16 protein-coding genes are annotated in these 16,515 nt (G+C 72.2%); 13 read left to right on the forward strand and 3 right to left on the reverse strand.

Annotation, left to right across the window (positions count from 1 at the left end; genetic code table 11):
* Positions 1–6: 6 nt before the first annotated feature.
* Positions 7–948: a tyrosine recombinase XerC gene (locus tag ACZZ97_RS04320; protein WP_463472375.1), complete on the forward strand. Its 942-nt coding sequence runs from the start codon at positions 7–9 to the stop codon at positions 946–948.
* 117 nt (positions 949–1,065) lie between these two features.
* Here the strand turns inward: ACZZ97_RS04320 and ACZZ97_RS04325 are convergent, their stop codons facing one another.
* Complete coding sequence (locus tag ACZZ97_RS04325; RefSeq protein ID WP_463472376.1) at positions 1,066–1,653, reverse strand: M23 family metallopeptidase; 588 nt, start codon at positions 1,651–1,653, stop codon at positions 1,066–1,068.
* Positions 1,654–1,731: 78 nt separating this feature from the next.
* Between ACZZ97_RS04325 and ACZZ97_RS04330 the strand changes: the two genes are divergently transcribed.
* From ACZZ97_RS04330 to ACZZ97_RS04375, 10 genes are all read left to right on the forward strand, one after another.
* On the forward strand, positions 1,732–3,252 hold the full coding sequence (locus tag ACZZ97_RS04330) for a sugar porter family MFS transporter (RefSeq protein ID WP_463472377.1): 1,521 nt from the start codon (positions 1,732–1,734) through the stop codon (positions 3,250–3,252).
* A 363-nt stretch (positions 3,253–3,615) separates the two neighbouring features.
* The gene (gene rpsB / locus ACZZ97_RS04335) at positions 3,616–4,566 is read left to right on the forward strand and encodes a 30S ribosomal protein S2 (protein ID WP_314103006.1); all 951 of its coding nucleotides are present in this window, start codon (positions 3,616–3,618) and stop codon (positions 4,564–4,566) included.
* Positions 4,567–4,610: 44 nt separating this feature from the next.
* Positions 4,611–5,438 carry a translation elongation factor Ts gene (gene tsf / locus ACZZ97_RS04340; protein WP_463472378.1) on the forward strand — a complete coding sequence of 276 codons (828 nt, stop codon included), beginning with the start codon at positions 4,611–4,613 and terminating at the stop codon, positions 5,436–5,438.
* A 169-nt stretch (positions 5,439–5,607) separates the two neighbouring features.
* On the forward strand, positions 5,608–6,327 hold the full coding sequence (gene pyrH, locus ACZZ97_RS04345) for a UMP kinase (RefSeq protein ID WP_192042350.1): 720 nt from the start codon (positions 5,608–5,610) through the stop codon (positions 6,325–6,327).
* Positions 6,328–6,399: 72 nt separating this feature from the next.
* Positions 6,400–6,918 (forward strand): ribosome recycling factor, encoded by a 519-nt coding sequence (gene frr, locus ACZZ97_RS04350; RefSeq protein WP_197980542.1) that lies wholly within the window; start codon positions 6,400–6,402, stop codon positions 6,916–6,918.
* The gene (locus ACZZ97_RS04355) at positions 6,919–7,917 is read left to right on the forward strand and encodes a phosphatidate cytidylyltransferase (protein ID WP_463472379.1); all 999 of its coding nucleotides are present in this window, start codon (positions 6,919–6,921) and stop codon (positions 7,915–7,917) included.
* Positions 7,918–7,963: 46 nt separating this feature from the next.
* A complete protein-coding gene (locus tag ACZZ97_RS04360) occupies positions 7,964–8,521 on the forward strand; it encodes a DivIVA domain-containing protein (protein ID WP_463473757.1) in 558 nt (185 codons plus the stop codon).
* A gap of 93 nt (positions 8,522–8,614) precedes the next feature.
* Positions 8,615–9,412, forward strand: coding sequence for an aggregation-promoting factor C-terminal-like domain-containing protein (locus tag ACZZ97_RS04365; RefSeq protein ID WP_463472380.1), 798 nt, complete (start codon positions 8,615–8,617; stop codon positions 9,410–9,412).
* A 78-nt stretch (positions 9,413–9,490) separates the two neighbouring features.
* Positions 9,491–9,808: a hypothetical protein gene (locus ACZZ97_RS04370; protein WP_463472381.1), complete on the forward strand. Its 318-nt coding sequence runs from the start codon at positions 9,491–9,493 to the stop codon at positions 9,806–9,808.
* 2 nt (positions 9,809–9,810) lie between these two features.
* A complete protein-coding gene (locus ACZZ97_RS04375; protein WP_463473758.1) occupies positions 9,811–10,563 on the forward strand; it encodes an alpha/beta hydrolase in 753 nt (250 codons plus the stop codon).
* A 40-nt stretch (positions 10,564–10,603) separates the two neighbouring features.
* On the opposite strand, the gene ACZZ97_RS04380 is transcribed toward ACZZ97_RS04375, so the two are convergent.
* Both ACZZ97_RS04380 and ACZZ97_RS04385 read right to left on the reverse strand, forming a co-directional pair.
* Complete coding sequence (locus ACZZ97_RS04380) at positions 10,604–11,662, reverse strand: AI-2E family transporter (RefSeq protein WP_314104025.1); 1,059 nt, start codon at positions 11,660–11,662, stop codon at positions 10,604–10,606.
* A 55-nt stretch (positions 11,663–11,717) separates the two neighbouring features.
* The gene (locus tag ACZZ97_RS04385) at positions 11,718–13,469 is read right to left on the reverse strand and encodes a coiled-coil domain-containing protein (RefSeq protein ID WP_463472382.1); all 1,752 of its coding nucleotides are present in this window, start codon (positions 13,467–13,469) and stop codon (positions 11,718–11,720) included.
* Positions 13,470–13,716: 247 nt separating this feature from the next.
* On the opposite strand from ACZZ97_RS04385, the gene ACZZ97_RS04390 reads away from it, so the two are divergent.
* Together ACZZ97_RS04390 and ACZZ97_RS04395 are read left to right on the forward strand one after the other, a co-directional pair.
* Positions 13,717–15,525: a hypothetical protein gene (locus tag ACZZ97_RS04390; protein ID WP_463472383.1), complete on the forward strand. Its 1,809-nt coding sequence runs from the start codon at positions 13,717–13,719 to the stop codon at positions 15,523–15,525.
* Positions 15,522–16,508 carry a tetratricopeptide repeat protein gene (locus tag ACZZ97_RS04395; RefSeq protein WP_463472384.1) on the forward strand — a complete coding sequence of 329 codons (987 nt, stop codon included), beginning with the start codon at positions 15,522–15,524 and terminating at the stop codon, positions 16,506–16,508. Before ACZZ97_RS04390 ends, ACZZ97_RS04395 begins: the two co-directional genes overlap by 4 nt.
* Positions 16,509–16,515 lie beyond the last annotated feature (7 nt).

The raw sequence follows: 16,515 nt of genomic DNA on the forward strand, positions 1-16,515 counted from the left end.
CAGGCCGTGACGCGCCTCCTCGGCGACGTCGAGCGGTTCCTCGCCCACCTCCGTGACGGGCGGGGGCTCAGCGAGCACACGGTCCGGGCCTACGCGTCCGACCTCGACGAGCTCGACGCCCACGCCGCCGAGCGGGCCGGCCGGCCGCCCGTCACCGCCGACCTCGATCTCGAGCTGCTGCGTGACTGGCTCTGGCGCTCGACCGAGTCGGGGCTCGCCCGGACGACCCTCGCGCGACGGGCCTCGAGCGCGCGGGCCTTCACGCGCTGGCTGGACGAGACGGACCGCACGGTCGCCGACGTGGGCGTGCGGCTCCGCGCCCCGAAGGCCGAGAGCCACCTGCCGCGCGTGCTCACGTCGCCTCAGATCGACGGCGTGCTGCGGTCGCTGTCCGTCCGCGCCGAGACGGCCGACCCCGTGGCCCGACGCGACCTCGCCGTCGTCGAGCTGCTCTACGGCTCGGGCCTGCGCGTGTCCGAGCTGGTCGGCACCGACGTCGGCGACCTCGACCTCGAGCGGCGCACCGTGCTCGTGACGGGAAAGGGCGCGAAGCAGCGCGTCGTGCCCTTCGGGGTGCCGGCGGCGGAGGCGCTCGACCGCTGGCTCACGCTCGGGAGGCCGGCCCTCGCCGAGGCGGCTCCCGTCGACCCGCCCCGAGCCGACGACGCGCGTCGAGCGGCGTTCCTCGGCGCGAGCGGGGCGCGTCTCGGCACCCGCGCCGTGCACCGGCTCGTCGCGGGGCTGCTCGCCGACCTGCCGGGCGGCGGCCCCGCGGGGCCGCACGCGCTGCGGCACACCGCGGCGACCCACCTGCTCGACGGCGGTGCCGACCTCCGCGCCGTGCAGGAACTGCTCGGACACGCCAGTCTCGGGACCACCCAGATCTACACCCACGTGTCGACCGAGCGGCTCCGCGAGAGCTACCGGACGGCCCACCCGAGGGCCTGACCCGCCGACTCGTCGCCCACCCCGCCCCGTCGACCCGCCCCCGTCCGCACGGCGGATCGCCCGCAGGGCAGCCCGCCCGCCCGCACGTCCGACCGACCACCCGCCCGGTCGCCTGGGTCACCCGGGTCGACGTGTCGGCAGCATCACCGACGGCCGTCCCAGCCCGAGCATCATGAGCGGCGACACGTACTCACCGTCGATCCGGGCTCCGAGGTGGACGCACTCGACGTCCGGGCAGTGCCCCGCCTGGACCGTCCCGACGACCTGCCCGCGCACGACGGCATCGCCCGCGGCCAGCTCGCTGACGACCGGCTCCAGGCTGCTGAGCACGCCGTCGGCGTGGCGCAGCGACAGCACGGGACGGTCGACGACCACGCCGGCGAAGTGCACGACGCCGTCGTCCGGCGCCGTCACGGCCGAGCCGGTCGGCGTGCCGACGTCGATGCCCCGGTGCCCCGGCGACCAGCGGTGCTCGGGCGCCGTGAAGACCCGGACGACGGCGTGCGGCGAGGCCGCCGGCCACGACCACGGCACGGCCGGCACCGACGACGTCCCGGCCGTCGTCCCGGCCGACGTGGCGCTCGCCGTGACGTCGGTGCCCGGGACGTGCACGAGCAGCAGCACCGGCAGCACGACCGACAGGCCGAGGAGGCGGGGGAGGGGGCGGCGCGGCCGGGTGCGACCCCGGCGACAAGCGATGTCCATCGTGAGACTCTGCCGAGCGTGCACCGATCTCGCACCGGGCGTACTGTTCACGCGTGCACGAACACCTGTGCACGACGGATGTGGGGGAGCGAGGACACGAGCCCGCTCCCCGAGCAGTGGAACGGAGACCCAGTGTCGAACGCGGCGCGATCACCAGAGACGACGAAGAGCCTGAACAGACGGGTGACGGCTCTCGCGGTCGCCGCGGCCGTCGGCGGTTTCCTCTTCGGCTTCGACTCGTCAGTCATCAACGGAGCGGTCCAGAGCATCACCGACGAGTTCGGGCTCACCGAGTTCGCCTCGGGCTTCGCCGTGGCCTCGGCCCTGATCGGCTGTGCGATCGGCGCGTACGTCGCCGGCCGTCTCGCCGACAAGATGGGCCGCATCAAGGTCATGCTCATCGGCGCGGCCCTGTTCCTCATCAGCTCGATCGGTGCTGCCTTCGCCTTCGCGGTCTGGGACCTCGTCCTGTGGCGCGTCATCGGCGGCCTCGGCATCGGCATCGCCTCCGTGATCGCCCCGGCGTACATCTCCGAGGTGTCGCCGAAGGCGATCCGGGGCCGGCTCGCGTCGTTCCAGCAGCTCGCCATCACCCTCGGCATCTTCGTCGCCCTGCTCTCGGACCAGCTCTTCGCGGTCACCGCGGGCGGCGCCTCCGAGCCGTCGCTCTTCGGCCTCGCCGCGTGGCGCTGGATGTTCCTCGTCGGCATCGTCCCCTCCGTCGTCTACGGCTTCCTCGCCTGGCGGCTGCCCGAGTCGCCGCGCTACCTGGCCGGCGAGGGGCGGGAGGACGAGGCGAAGGACGTGCTGAAGAGCATCGTGCCCGCCGAGACCGTGGACACGAGCCTGAAGGAGATCACGGACTCCATCGCCACCGAGGCGGCCCTCGACAAGAAGTCGAGCATCCGGGGCACTAGGTTCGGCCTCCAGCCGATCGTCTGGGTCGGCATCATCCTCGCCGTGCTGCAGCAGTTCGTCGGCATCAACGTGATCTTCTACTACTCCACGACCCTCTGGCAGGCCGTCGGCTTCCAGGAGAGCGACTCCTTCACGATCTCCACCATCACTGCCGTGGTCAACGTCGTGGTCACCTTCGTCGCGATCGGCCTGGTCGACAAGGTCGGCCGCCGCCCGCTGCTGCTCGCCGGCTCGATCGGGATGTTCGTCAGCCTCGCCGTCACGGCGATCTCGTTCAGCCAGTCGGTCGTCGACTCCAGCGGCGACCCGCAGCTGCCCGGTGCCTGGGGCCCGATCGCGCTCGTCGCGGCCAACCTCTTCGTCGTGTCGTTCGGCGCCACGTGGGGCCCGCTCATGTGGGTCCTGCTCGGCGAGATGTTCCCGAACAGCATCCGTGCGACGGCGCTCGGCATCGGCAGCATGGCCAACTGGATCGCCAACTTCATCGTCACGGTGTCCTTCCCGTCGCTCGCTGCCGTCAGCCTCACGCTGTCGTACGGCATCTTCGCGGCCTTCGCCCTCATCTCGTTCTTCTTCGTGCTCGCGAAGATCCCCGAGACCAAGGGCCGCAGCCTCGAGGAGATGGGCGTGTCCGCGGTCGAGTCGGGGTCCGGCAAGCCCGCCCGGGGTGCCCGCGCCTGATCGCCGGCCTCACGCAGAACGCCCTGCCCGGGTCCGGGCGGGGCGTTCTGCACGAACGGCCCGGGGCGTCGCACCGCTCCTCCGGGGCGCCCCTCGTCGGTGCTACCATGAACACGCAGCCTGCCCAGCAGGCTGACTTCGCGTGCCCGTGCGTCTCGACGCACCTCGCCCTCGCAGCTCAGTTGCCTCGCAGCTCGGCCGCCCGCGGCGTGACACCGGCCTCCGCATCCACTCGGTCCGATCGTGCTCCGGCACGGGCGGCGGATGCGTGCCCGGGCACCAGGCAGCGGCGGCCGTCCGGCCGCCCAGACAACCGACAACAGGCTCGCGTCCGCGCGTGCCGCAGAAAATAGGAGAACGACCATGGCCGTCGTCACCATCCGCCAGCTGCTCGACAGCGGCGTCCACTTCGGACACCAGACCCGCCGCTGGAACCCGAAGGTGAAGCGATTCATCCTCGCCGAGCGCTCCGGCATCCACATCATCGACCTGCAGCAGTCGCTCGGCTACATCGACCAGGCGTACGACTTCGTCAAGGAGACGGTCGCCCACGGCGGCACCGTCCTCTTCGTCGGCACCAAGAAGCAGGCCCAGGGCTCCATCGCCGAGCAGGCGAACCGCGTCGGCCAGCCCTTCGTGAACCAGCGCTGGCTCGGTGGTCTCCTGACCAACTTCCAGACGGTCTCGAAGCGCCTCGCCCGCATGAAGGAGCTCGAGGACATCGACTTCGACGACACGACGCAGGGCTTCACCAAGAAAGAGCTCCTGATCAAGAAGCGCGAGCTCGACAAGCTGCACAAGACGCTCGGCGGCATCCGCAACCTCACCAAGACGCCGTCCGCCCTCTGGGTCGTCGACACCAAGAAGGAGCACCTCGCGATCGACGAGGCCAAGAAGCTGGGCATCCCGGTCATCGGCATCCTCGACACGAACTGCGACCCCGACGAGATCACCTTCCCGATCCCCGGCAACGACGACGCCATCCGCTCCGTCGGCCTGCTGACCCGCATCGTCGCCGACGCTGCCGCCGAGGGCCTGGTGCAGCGTCACCAGAAGCCGGAGGACGCCGACGCTCCCGTCGAGCCCCTCGCCGAGTGGGAGGCCGAGCTGCTCGCGCAGGGCGAGGCGAAGGCCGCCGAGTCGGCTCCCGCCGCCGAGGCGCCTGTCGAGGCCGTTCCCGTCGAGGAGAACGACGCCGACGCTCAGGTCGCCGCGAAGCCCCTGGGCGAGCCGGTCGTCGAGCCCGTCGCCGAGCCCCGCGACGAGACCGCTGCGGAGCCGGCCGACGCCGACGCCGCCGCGGACGCGAAGTAGAACCCCCACCTCCCCCTTCCGACTCCACGAAAGGAAGTCAGACAATGGCGAATTTCTCCGCCGCTGACGTGAAGACCCTCCGTGACCGCCTCGGCGCGGGCATGATGGACAGCAAGAACGCGCTCGTCGAGGCCGATGGCGACATCGAGAAGGCCGTCGAGATCCTGCGCGTCAAGGGACTGAAGGGCGTCGCCAAGCGCGAGGGCCGTCAGACCACCGCGGGCCTCGTCGCCGCCAAGGCGTCGGGCGGCTACGCCACCCTGATCGAGCTCGCCAGCGAGACCGACTTCGTCGCGAAGAACGAGAAGTTCATCGCGCTGGCCGACTCCGTGCTCGATGCCGTCGCGGCCTCCGGCGCGAAGGACGCCGCCGAGGGCAACGCCGCCGCGATCGGCGGCCAGACCGTCGAGGCCTTCGTCAACGACGAGGCCGCGCTCATGGGCGAGAAGGTCGAGCTCCGCACGGTCGCCCGTGTCGAGGGCACCGAGTTCGCGATCTACCTGCACAAGACCTCGAAGGACCTGCCCCCGCAGGTCGGCGTGGTCGTGGGCTACACCGGCTCCGACGCCGAGACCGCTCGCTCGATCGCCCAGCACGTGGCCTTCGCCGCCCCGACGTACCTGTCGCGCGACGAGGTCCCCGCCGAGGACGTCGCCAAGGAGCGCGCCATCGTCGAGGAGACCGCGAAGAACGAGGGCAAGCCCGAGGCCGCACTGCCGAAGATCATCGAGGGTCGCCTGACCGGCTTCTTCAAGGAGATCGCCCTGCTCGACCAGGCCTACGCGAAGGACAGCAAGCTGTCGGTCGCGAAGGTCGTCGAGCAGGCCGGCATCGAGATCCAGGGCTTCGCCCGGATCAAGGTCGGCGCCTAGCAAGCCACAGGACGGGGTCCGGGACGCACGCGTCCCGGACCCCGTTCGTGCGCCCGCCGCCGTCCCGGCCCGTCGAGGCCGAGGAGGTGCGCGCCGGGCACCAGACGAGCGGGCACCGGCGCCGCGACTCGCTACCCTGGCTACGGCCACGACACGAGGGAGACCCCACATGACGACAGACACCACCACACGACGACGCGTCCTCCTCAAGCTCTCGGGCGAGGCCTTCGGGGGCGGGCAGCTCGGCGTCAACCCCGACGTCGTCGGCGCCATCGCCCGCGAGATCGCCGAGGCCGCCAAGGACGTCGAGATCGCCATCGTCGTCGGCGGCGGCAACTTCTTCCGCGGCGCCGAGCTGAGCCAGCGCGGCATGGACCGGGCGCGCGCCGACTACATGGGCATGCTGGGCACCGTCATGAACGCCCTCGCCCTGCAGGACTTCCTCGAGCAGGCCGGCGCCGCCACGCGCGTGCAGAGCGCCATCGAGATGACCCAGGTCGCCGAGCCCTACATCCCGCGCCGCGCGGAGCGCCACCTCGAGAAAGGCCGCGTCGTCATCTTCGGCGCGGGCGCGGGGCTGCCCTACTTCTCGACCGACACCGTGTCGGCGCAGCGCGCGCTCGAGATCGGGGCCGCCGAGGTGCTGGTCGCGAAGAACGGCGTCGACGGCGTCTACTCGGCGGATCCCCGCCACGACCCGTCCGCCGTCAAGCTCGACCGCCTCACCTACCAGGAGGCGCTGGTCCAGGGCCTCAAGGTGGTCGACTCGACCGCCTTCAGCCTCTGCATGGACAACGGCATGCCGATGCACGTCTTCGGGATGGAGGGCGACGGCAACATCGCCCGCGCCATCCGGGGCGAGCGCATCGGGACCCTCGTCAGCAACTGACGACTAAGCTCGACGACGAACCAAGGGAGCATCGTGACGATCACTGACGTACTGACCGAGACACGCGAGAAGATGGACCGGGCACTCGAGTCGGCCAAGACGGACTTCGGGCAGGTGCGGACCGGGCGCATCAACCCCAGCCTGTTCCAGAAGATCCCTGTCGACTACTACGGGACGCCGACGCCGCTGGCGCAGCTCGCGTCGCTGCAGGTGCCCGAGGCGCGCACCATGATCGTGACGCCGTACGACAAGTCGGCCCTGAAGGAGATCGAGAGGGCCATCGCGACCTTCCCGAACCTCGGTGCCAGCCCGACCAACGACGGCACGCTCGTCCGCGTGACGATCCCCGAGCTGACGCAGGACCGCCGCAAGGAGTTCGTCAAGATCGTCCGCGGCAAGGGCGAGGACGCCAAGGTCCAGATCCGCAACGTCCGACGGAAGTCGAAGGAGTCGCTCGACGCGCTCAAGACCGAGGTCGGCGACGACGAGGTCGCGCGGGGCGAGAAGGAGCTCGAGGCGGTCACGAAGGGCTACATCGACCAGATCGACGACGCCCTGAAGAAGAAGGAAGCCGAGCTGCTCGAGGTCTAGATGAGCGACGCTCCCGACGGCGCACGTCCCGACGAGTCGGTGCCGACACCCAAGACCACCCTCGGCAGCCGTCGCGCCGACTTCGACGCCAGGGCGCAGGCCGCACGGCACGACCTCGAGAACCAGATCCGCAGTCGTCGTGCCCAGCTCGGCGCCCGCAACGAGAAGCTGACGGCCCGCACGGGACGCAACCTCCCCGCGGCCATCGCGGTGGGCGTCGGCCTCGGTGCGGCCGTCCTGCTGAGCCTGATCTTCGAGCCGGCGTTCTTCATGATCGTGGCTGGTGCCCTGATCGGGTCGCTGTGCTTCGAGCTGACGAGTGCCCTCCGTTTCGCCGGGCGGGACGTGCCCCGTCTGCCGAGCGTGCTGGTGGGCCTGGCCATGGTGCCGCTCTCGTTCGTCTTCGGTGTGCAGGGCCAGTGGCTCGGTCTCGTCGGCGGCGTCCTCGTCGTGTCGCTCTGGCGCGTGGCCGAGCTGGTGCGTCCCTCACACCGCAAGCCCGCCTCCGTCGTCTGGCGTGACATCGGTGCCGGCGTCTTCGTGCAGATCTACTGCTCGTTCCTCGGCAGCTTCATGCTCGTCCTCGCGGCCGAGCCGAACGGCGCCAACTGGACGCTGGCGACGCTCATCATCGTGATCGCCGTCGACACCGGCGCGTACGCGACGGGCCTCAACTTCGGCAAGCACCCGATGGCGCCGCGCATCAGCCCGAAGAAGACGTGGGAGGGCTTCGCCGGGTCCGTCGCCGCGAGCCTGATCGCGGCCGTGCTCACCTCGTGGCTGATGCTCGGCGAGCCCTGGTGGTTCGGCTTCGTGCTCGGCGGCGTGATCATCGTCACCGCGACGATCGGCGACCTCTCCGAGTCGCTCATCAAGCGCGACCTCGGCATCAAGGACATCAGCACCTGGCTGCCCGGCCACGGCGGGTTCCTCGACCGCCTGGACAGCACGTTGCCGTCCGCGGCAGCCGCGTACGCGCTCTACCTGCTCGTCACCTGACCCCGCCGAGGGTCCCGCCTCGGCCCCCCGAGGTCGATGCGGCATGATGGACGGCGTGAGCTCAACTTTCCCCACGGTGCCCAAGGGCCAGCGCGGCTACGACGTGTCCGAGGTCGAGGCGTTCCTCGCCGAGGCGCGAGCCGCCTACACGGGCGGGGCCGAGGCGTCGTCGGTCGACTCGGCTCGCATCCGCCGGACCGCGTTCGCCATGCGGAAGGGCGGCTACTCCCCGGCGCACGTCGACCAGGCGCTGGAGCGCCTCGAGGACGCCTTCGCGAGCCGTGAGCGCGACCGGGCGGTGACCGCCGCGGGCGACGAGGGCTGGTACGGCGAGGCGCGCAGCGCGGCCGAGGAGATCGTGGCCAGGCTCGACCGCCCGGTGGGCCACAGGTTCGACCGCGTCAGCGTGCTGACCGTCGGCTACCACCCCAAGGACGTGGATCGTCTGGCGCGGCGGCTGCAGGGCTACTTCACCGACGGCAAGGCCCTCAGCATCGACGACGTCCGGGGATCGGTCTTCCGCGCCCGGCGCGGGGGCTACCGAGAGGCCCAGGTGGACGTGCTCCTCGACGCCGTGGTCGACGTCATGCTCGCCGTCCGCTGACGGGGACCGCGAGGCTCGCCGCCCTGCCCGTCCCCGACGCGCCAGGGAGGCCCCTGGCCGATCCGTGACGGATCCGTTAGCCTGTACGGACTCATGGGCAGGCACTCAGCGAACGCGACCACGGGCCACTCTCTCTCCGAGCAGCGGCTGGTCGTCAGTCGACCCCGCACGATCGAGAGGCGACGCGTCCCCGCCTCGCTCGTCGCACCTCCTGCGTCCCCGCCGGCCCCGGTGCCTCGTCCTTCGGTCGGGCGTCGCTACGCCCTGCCGTTGGTGGGCTTCGCCGCGACCTTCGCCTTCCTCTCCGCCTCCCTCGTGAACCCGCTGTCGGGTGCCGAGGCAGCGACGACGAGCGCGGGAGGCGCGGCTGCGCTGGTGGCACCGGGCCAGTCGTTCGTCGTGGGCGCCGGCGTCGTCCTGGCTGCTGACCGTGACCAGTACGGCGTCACCCTGCCGCCGCCCCCGCCGCCGCCCGCACCGGTGGTCGAGGAGGCCTCGGCTGACGAGCCTGCAGCTGCGGACGCCGCCTCCGGCAGCGCCAAGAAGGCGCCATCGTCGAGCGCTGCGCCCGTGGCTGGTGTCCCCGACCCGGGCACGGCGAAGGCCATCGCCGCCGAGATGGTGGCCGCGCGCGGCTGGGGCACCGGCGAGTACGACTGCCTGGTCTCGTTGTGGAACAAGGAGTCGGGCTGGAACATCAACGCCCACAACAAGTCCAGCGGGGCGCACGGCATCCCGCAGGCCCTGCCGGGCAGCAAGATGGCCTCGGCCGGCGCTGACTGGCAGACCAACCCCGCCACGCAGATCACCTGGGGGCTCGGCTACATCCAGGGCCGCTACAAGACACCGTGCGGTGCGTGGGGCCACTCGCAGTCGGTCGGCTGGTACTGAGCCAGCACCGCTGAGCCAGCACCGCTGAGCCAGCACCGCTGGGTCCTGACCGCTGATCGTCCGGCTACGCTGGAGGGCATGCCCCGCAGCAACCGCCCGCGTCGTCCGCGTGACCGCGCGGAGCGGAACCGTACAGAAGAGGTCCGTGACGAGCGTGATCTCGCGCGGTCCCTCTTCGGCGGTCCACGGACCGAGACGCGACGTGGGCGTGAGTTCGTCGTGCAGTCGGTGTCCGCGTCCTCGGCGGTCAAGGAGTACACCTGCCCCGGCTGTGCCCTGACGGTCTCCCCGGGCACGCCCCACCTCGTCGTCTGGCGTGCCGACGGGATCTTCGGCGAGCAGGACGACCTCGCCTCGCGCCGTCACTGGCACACCCACTGCTGGAGGATCTCGTGACCCTGCCTTCTCCCTCGCCCGTGGACGTGCGCGGCGGCGTCGAGCTCCCGGCGCGCCGCTCCGACGTCGAGATCCACACGGCGGACGGGCTCACCCTGGTGGGCGAGCTCGCGTCGCCGCTCGACCGGGACCCGGTCGCCACCCTGGTCACGCTGCATCCTCTCCCGACCGCCGGCGGGTTCATGGACTCGCACGTGATCCGCAAGGCGGCGGCCCGGCTGCCGGCTCTGGCCGACGTGGCCGTCCTCCGCTTCAACTTCCGCGGCGTCTCGTCGCCCCGGGGGCGTTCGGAGGGGTCCTTCGGCGAGGGCGAGGCCGAGGCAGCCGACCTGAGGGCGGCCGTCGCCCTCGTCCAGGGTGCCGGGCTGCCCACGCCGTGGCTGCTCGGCTGGTCGTTCGGCACCGAGGTCGCGCTGAAGCACGGCCGCGGCGTCGACGTCGCGGGGCTCCTCCTGCTCTCCCCGCCCCTGCACCGCACGACGGACGCCGAGCTCGCCGCCTGGAACGACTCCGAGGTGCCGATCGTCGCCGTCGTCCCCGAGCACGACGACTACCTGCAGCCCGAGGAGGCGAGGGCACGGTTCGCCGCCGTGCCCCGCGCCGAGGTCGTCGCGGTCGAGGGCGGCAAGCACCTCTGGGTGGGCGAGAAGCAGACGTCGAGGGTGCTCGACGAGATCGTGCGGCGCGTGGCGCCCGGCGCGCTCCCGCTCTCGACCACGTGGCCTCCCTCGGGGGGCGAGCAGGCCGCCTCCTAGGGGAGCTCCGCCGTGGGCTCGTCCGCGGCAGCTCCTGCCCTCAGCGGGCGTCCTGCCGCGGCACGACGACCTGCCGGATGATCAGGAGGATCGAGGCGGCGACCGGGATGGCGATCAGCGCCCCGAGCACGCCCAGCAGCGTGCCGCCGGTGAGCGCGGCGATGACGACGACGACCCCCGGGACCTTGACCGCTCGGCGCATGATGCGAGGGCTGAGGACGTACGCCTCGACCTGCATGTAGACGAGGTACCAGATGGCCGCGGTGACCCAGGTCGCGGGGGAGTCCGGCAGCAGCACGATCTGCGCGAGCACGATGATCGCCGACCCGCTGATGGTGCCGACGAGCGGGATGATCGAGCCGAGGAACGCGATGAAGGCGAAGACCGCCGGCTGCTGCGCCCCGATGGAGCTGAGGAAGACGAAGCTGAGGACGCCGTTGATGGCGGCGAGCGTGAACTGGCCGATCACGTACCGGCCCACCGACTGGCTGATCTGCTCGGCGAGGTCGGCGAACCGCACGCGCTTGGACGCAGGGACGAGCTGGTAGATGCCGGCCTTGAAGGTGTTGATCGACGAGGTGAAGTAGAGCACGAGGATGACCACGACGACCGTGGCGAAGACCCCGTTGCCGATGGCCACGCCCACGGCCAGCACACCGCCGCCGATGGTGACGACGTTGTCGGGGTTCGTGAGGAAGTCGAGGACCGAGTCGAGCGCCTGCTGCACGTCGAAGAAGTTCTGGGGCACGAGCGCCTGGAGGTTGTCGACGAACTCCTGCGTGGTGACGCTCTGCAGGTACGTGACGAGGTTCGTTATCAGCGCCGTCGCCTGGCTGACGATGACGGGCACGATCGCGAAGACCACGCCGACGAAGGCGCCGATCGCGACCGTGAAGACGATGACGATCGCGAGCCAGCGCGGCACCGAGCGGTTCTCCAGCCACGACACGACGGGGTCGAGGCCCAGGGCGATGAAGATCGCGGCCCCCACGTAGGTGAGGATCGTCGACAGCTCGCTGAGGGCGCCCCCGATCACGAGGGCGGCGATGACGCCGAGGCCCGCCAGCAGCCCGAGGCGGAACGGATCGTGGATCTTCACGCGGGCGGCTCCTGTCGACGACCGGTGCGCCGTTCAGCCCGACGCCACCGACTGCCTACTCTGACGCACCCTGCGCCTGCGGGGCCAACACGGCGCGCAGGTTCTCGAGGTACCCCGCGACGGCGTCGCGTTCCTCCCGGATCTCGGCCAGGCGGCGCTCGGCGTCGTCGGTGAGCTCCGCGGACCGGCGCTCGGCGTCGTCGACGAGGCTCGCCGCACGCTGCTCCGCGTTCGTGAGGACGTCGTGGGCCGTCGCGTCGGCCTCCGACCGGACCGTGCGGGCGTGCTCGTGCGACGTGCGCTCCAGCTCGTCCGCCTCGCGGCGCGTCTCGACGGCGCGCTGCCGCGCCTCCTCGAGCTGCCCCGCGGCGTCGTCGAGGTAGCCCTGCGTCTCGGCCACCGCGGCGTGGTGCCGCTGCACCAGCTCACGCTCGGCCTCGTCGCGTCGGGTGCGCAGCTCGACCTCCGCGTCGCTGCGGCGCTCCTCGAGCTCCCGGGCGAGCTCGGCGACGGCGGTCTCGCGGTCGGCGACGAGCCTCGCCTGCTGGGTCGCGGCCTCGGCCGCGAGGCGCACGCGCTGCGCCTCCTCGTCGTCGACGAGCTGCGCCTGGCTCTCGGCCACCTCGGCGTCGAGGTCGGCCCTCGCGTTGACCGTCTCGGCCTCGACGACGGCCCGTGCCTCGCCCGCCTCGCGCTCGAGCCGGTCCCGTTGCTGCTGCACCTCGCGCTCGAGGCGCTCGTGGGTGGCGGCGACCTCGGCGGAGAGGGCGTCACGAGCCGTCGTCAGCTCGTGCTCGAGGTCGGCCCGGGCGGACTCGACCTCCCTCCGCACAGCGAGGCGCGCCTCCTCGACCTCGCGCTCCAGGGCGGCGCGCGTCTGCGCGACGTCCGCGTCGAGCTCTGCCCTGGTCACCGCGACGTGCTCCGCGAGCTCCGCACGGCCGGTGTCGACGTCGTCGTCGAGCTCGGCGCGGGCAGCCTCGACCTCTCGGGCGAGGTCGTCCCGTCGGGTGGCGACCTCGAGCTCGAGATCGGCGCGGGTGGTCTCGTCCAGGCGCGCCAGCTCGGCGCGAACCGTCTCGGACTCGCGGGCGAGGTCGGCGCGCACGCGTTCGTCCTCGGCGACGAACTCGGCTCGTGCCAGCTCGGTGTCCCGTGCCAGCGCCGCGGCGCCGTCACGGGCGTCGGCGACCTCGCGCTCGACCTGGGCCCGCAGCTCGGCGACCTCGCGCTCGGCGGTCGCGTGCAGGGCGGCGACCTCGTGCCGTGCCGTGCTGACGTTCTCGGCCGACTCGGTGGCTGCTGCGCCCCGCATGGCGGAGGAGTCGCGCTGGGCCTCCTGCAGCAGCGAACGCGCCTCGCCGCGCGCCCTGGCCACCATGCGGTCGGCCTCGCCGGTGCTCTCGGCGACCTGGGCGGCGGCCCGGCCCCGGGCGTCCTCGAGGAGGGCGTCGGCGCGCTCCCGGGCGTCGGAGAGCACCCGACGTGCCTCGCTCGTCGACGAGGTGCGGAGCTCCTCGGAGTCGATGTCGGCTTTGCTGACGAGGGCGGTCGCCTGCTCCTCCGCGAGCCGGAGGGTCTGCTCGAGCTTGCTGCCCAGGCCGGCGTAGGTGGGCGTGCCGGCCTCCTCGAGCTCCGTCTGCAGGTCGTCGAGGCGCGTCTGGAGCTGCTTGACGGACCCCGCCATCTCGGCACGGTCGGCGTTGGCCTTGATCAGCTCGCGACGGAGGTCGCCGAGGGCCGCGTCGACGTCGTCCTTGCGGTAGCCGCGCAGCTCGGTCCCGAATTCCGTGTCGTCAGCAGCCACCGTGTCTCCTTCGCGTCCGTGGCGGGCACTGCTCACGTGCCCGGCGCGACGATTTTAGCGGCCGGAGGAGGGCGTGACGGTTCGCGAGGAAGGCCGGGGTGCGGCACTCAGGCTGGTCGGATACGCTGAGCCGTCTTAAATACCCGCCGCCGTGCCCGGCCTCCCGGCCAGGCCCGCGCGAGCTCCGTCGGCTTCTGCCGCGGCGCTCCCACCCGACCGGGATGGCGGCACGGAGGGAGAAAACAACGTGCGTTTCATCATCGCTGTCGTCGTCGTCGTGCTCGCGGCGCTGATGGTGGCCCTCGGGTTCGCCCAGCGCACGGTGTTCGCGCCTCCGTCGAGCGTCTCGTCCTCGGTGTCGACCAGCTCCTCCGAGGCGACCGTCACCGTCGTGCCCGCCAGCGCCCTGCACGGGCACGACGGGCGCCAGACCGTCTCGATCGACGGGGCCGACAGCGTCTTCGCCGCCACCGGTCGCACCTCGGACGTGATGGGCTGGGTCGGCGACGCCGACTACAACCTCGTCGAGTGGGACGCGGACTCGGGCGAGCTCACGACCCGAACCGTCGCCGGCGACGAGACGACGGTGCCCGACCCGGCCGACTCCGACCTCTGGTACGACCAGTACAGCGGCAGCCCCCTGACCTTCTCCCTGGACGCGCCCGACGACGTGTCCCTCGTCGTCGTCTCCGACGGGACCGAGCCCGCGCCGGCGGACGTCGCGGTCACCTGGCCCCTCTCGACGGCGACCCCGACCGCCGGCCCCCTGATCGTCGGCGGACTGGTCACGCTCCTGATCGGCGTCCTGCTGTACATCTGGGCGATCGTGCACCACCGCCGGACGCGTGGCCCCCGCCGCACCTCCAGCGACGGCTCGCGCCCCAAGCTCTCCCGGCCGTCCCGCCGCCGCGCGCTCAAGGCGGGGACCCCCGAGTCGATCGACGCCTCGGCGTCGCCCGGCGCGCGTCGCGGCCGGGCGCGCCGGTCGGTCGCCGTCGTGCCCCTCCTCCTCGTCGGGTCGCTGGCCCTCGCCGGCTGCTCCGCCGACTACTGGCCGGCCCCCGCCGAGGGCGCGGGCGCGAGCTCGGCCGCGACGGCGACCCCGACGGCCGCCCCGACCGACGGCGCCGACGCCGAGGACGACGCCCCGAGCGTGCAGCCCCCGGTCGTGACGGTCGCCCAGGCGGAGCGGATCGTCGAGCGCATCGCGGCGGTCGCGGCGCAGGCGGACGGTGCGCTCGACGCCGCGCTGGCCGAGACGCGGTTCACCGGTCCTGCCCTCCAGCAGCGCCAGGCCGACTACGTCATCCGGGCGAAGGACGCCGCGGCCGCCGGCCCGCTGGCCATCCCCGCAGGCGACGTGACCCTCACGCTGCCGCAGCAGTCGGACACGTGGCCGCGCACCCTCTTCACGGTCGTCCAGGACGCCGACGCGACCAAGGCGCCCGTCGCCCTGACGCTGCTCCAGGAGACGGCTCGCGACCCGTACAAGGTCGAGTACGCCCAGTCGCTCGAGGCGCAGGCCACCCTGCCGACGGTCGCTCCCGCCACGATCGGCGCCGCGAGGCTCGCACCGGACGTCAAGCTCCTGACCCTGCGGCCGGACCAGCTCGCCGAGGCCTACGGCGACATCCTCCGCAACGGCGACGAGAGCCAGTGGGCCGCGCAGTTCCAGGGCGAGGGCGACACGCTGCGCGACAAGATCGGCAAGGCCTACAAGGACGCGAAGCGGACGGCCCTGCCGACCACCGCCTCCATCGAGTTCTCGTCGACCCCCGTCGAGGACGACGCGGTGGCCTTCGCGACGAACGACGCCGGGGCGCTCGTCTCGGTGGCGCTGAACGAGGTCGAGACGGTCAAGCCGACCGCCGAGGGCGCGAGCGTCGAGCCGCAGGGCGTCGTCAAGTCCCTGCTCGGCCTCGACACGTCCAAGAAGGGCATCGAGGCGACCTACGGTGTCCAGTTGTTGTTCCAGGTGCCTCCCGTGGGCAGCGACGACAAGATCGTCCTGCTCGGCTTCAGCCAGGCACTCATCCAAGCGAAGGAGCTGCCGTGACCGGCCTTCCCCCCGTCCCCGCCGGCCTCCGAGGGGCGGTCGACCTGTCGTCCCTCGTCAACCGGCCCGCACCGTCCGCCGCCGGCGCTCCTGCGCAGCCGGCGGCACCCGGCCAGCCCGCCAGCGCCCCGGGCGCCGCCGTCGCGGTCCCCGCGCTCGTCGTGGACGCGACCGACGCGACCTTCTCCCAGGTGCTCGAGCTGAGCAACACGGTCCCCGTGATCGTCGACCTCTGGGCCGAGTGGTGCGGGCCGTGCAAGCAGCTCTCGCCCGTCCTCGACAAGCTCGTGGCCGAGTACGCGGGCCGGCTGCTGCTCGTCAAGGTCGACGTCGACGCGAACCCCCAGCTCACCGAGGCGTTCCAGGCGCAGTCGATCCCCGCGGTGGCGGCCGTCATCGGCGGTCGGCCCGTGCAGCTGTTCGTCGGCGCGCTGCCCGAGGCCCAGGTGCGCGACGTGTTCGAGCAGGTGCTCGAGCTGGCTGCGCAGAACGGCGTCACCGGGACGGCCGTGGTCGACGGCGCCGCGGCCTCCGAGGACGGCGAGACGCCCGAACCCGAGCCCGAGCCCCTGCCGCCGCACCACCAGGACGCCTACGACGCGATCGACCGAGGCGACTACGACGCGGCGATCACCGCCTACCGGACGGCCATCGCGCAGGACCCGCGCGACCAGCTGGCCGTCGCGGGCCTCGCCCAGGTGTCGCTGATCGCCCGCCTGCAGGGCGTGACGATCGCCGACGTCCGCGGCGCGGCCGCCGCGGCGCCGGCCGACGTCGACGCCCAGCTGGCAGTGGCCGACCTCGACGTCAGCGGCGGTCACGTCGACGACGCCTTCGACCGCGTGCTGACGGTCTTCCCGTCGCTCGACGCGGCAGGCAAGGACGCCGCCCGCACCCGCCTCCTCGACTACTTCGAGATCTTGGGAGTGGACGACCCCCGCGTCGTCGCCGCCCGGCGCCGGTTGACGATGCTGCTGTACTGAGACGCGC

The sequence above is a fragment of the Frigoribacterium sp. AC512 genome (genome assembly GCF_979258295.1).

What these genes read in the sequence shown, in the direction of transcription:
- rpsB (WP_314103006.1), top strand. Translation starts at nt 3,616, where the DNA reads ATGGCCGTCGTCACCATCCGCCAGCTGCTCGACAGCGGCGTCCACTTC.
- ACZZ97_RS04355 (WP_463472379.1), top strand. Translation starts at nt 6,919, where the DNA reads ATGAGCGACGCTCCCGACGGCGCACGTCCCGACGAGTCGGTGCCGACA.
- ACZZ97_RS04360 (WP_463473757.1), top strand. Translation starts at nt 7,964, where the DNA reads ATGGACGGCGTGAGCTCAACTTTCCCCACGGTGCCCAAGGGCCAGCGC.
- ACZZ97_RS04330 (WP_463472377.1), top strand. Translation starts at nt 1,732, where the DNA reads ATGTGGGGGAGCGAGGACACGAGCCCGCTCCCCGAGCAGTGGAACGGA.
- ACZZ97_RS04365 (WP_463472380.1), top strand. Translation starts at nt 8,615, where the DNA reads ATGGGCAGGCACTCAGCGAACGCGACCACGGGCCACTCTCTCTCCGAG.
- tsf (WP_463472378.1), top strand. Translation starts at nt 4,611, where the DNA reads ATGGCGAATTTCTCCGCCGCTGACGTGAAGACCCTCCGTGACCGCCTC.
- ACZZ97_RS04370 (WP_463472381.1), top strand. Translation starts at nt 9,491, where the DNA reads ATGCCCCGCAGCAACCGCCCGCGTCGTCCGCGTGACCGCGCGGAGCGG.
- ACZZ97_RS04325 (WP_463472376.1), bottom strand. Translation starts at nt 1,653, where the DNA reads ATGGACATCGCTTGTCGCCGGGGTCGCACCCGGCCGCGCCGCCCCCTC.
- frr (WP_197980542.1), top strand. Translation starts at nt 6,400, where the DNA reads ATGGACCGGGCACTCGAGTCGGCCAAGACGGACTTCGGGCAGGTGCGG.
- pyrH (WP_192042350.1), top strand. Translation starts at nt 5,608, where the DNA reads ATGACGACAGACACCACCACACGACGACGCGTCCTCCTCAAGCTCTCG.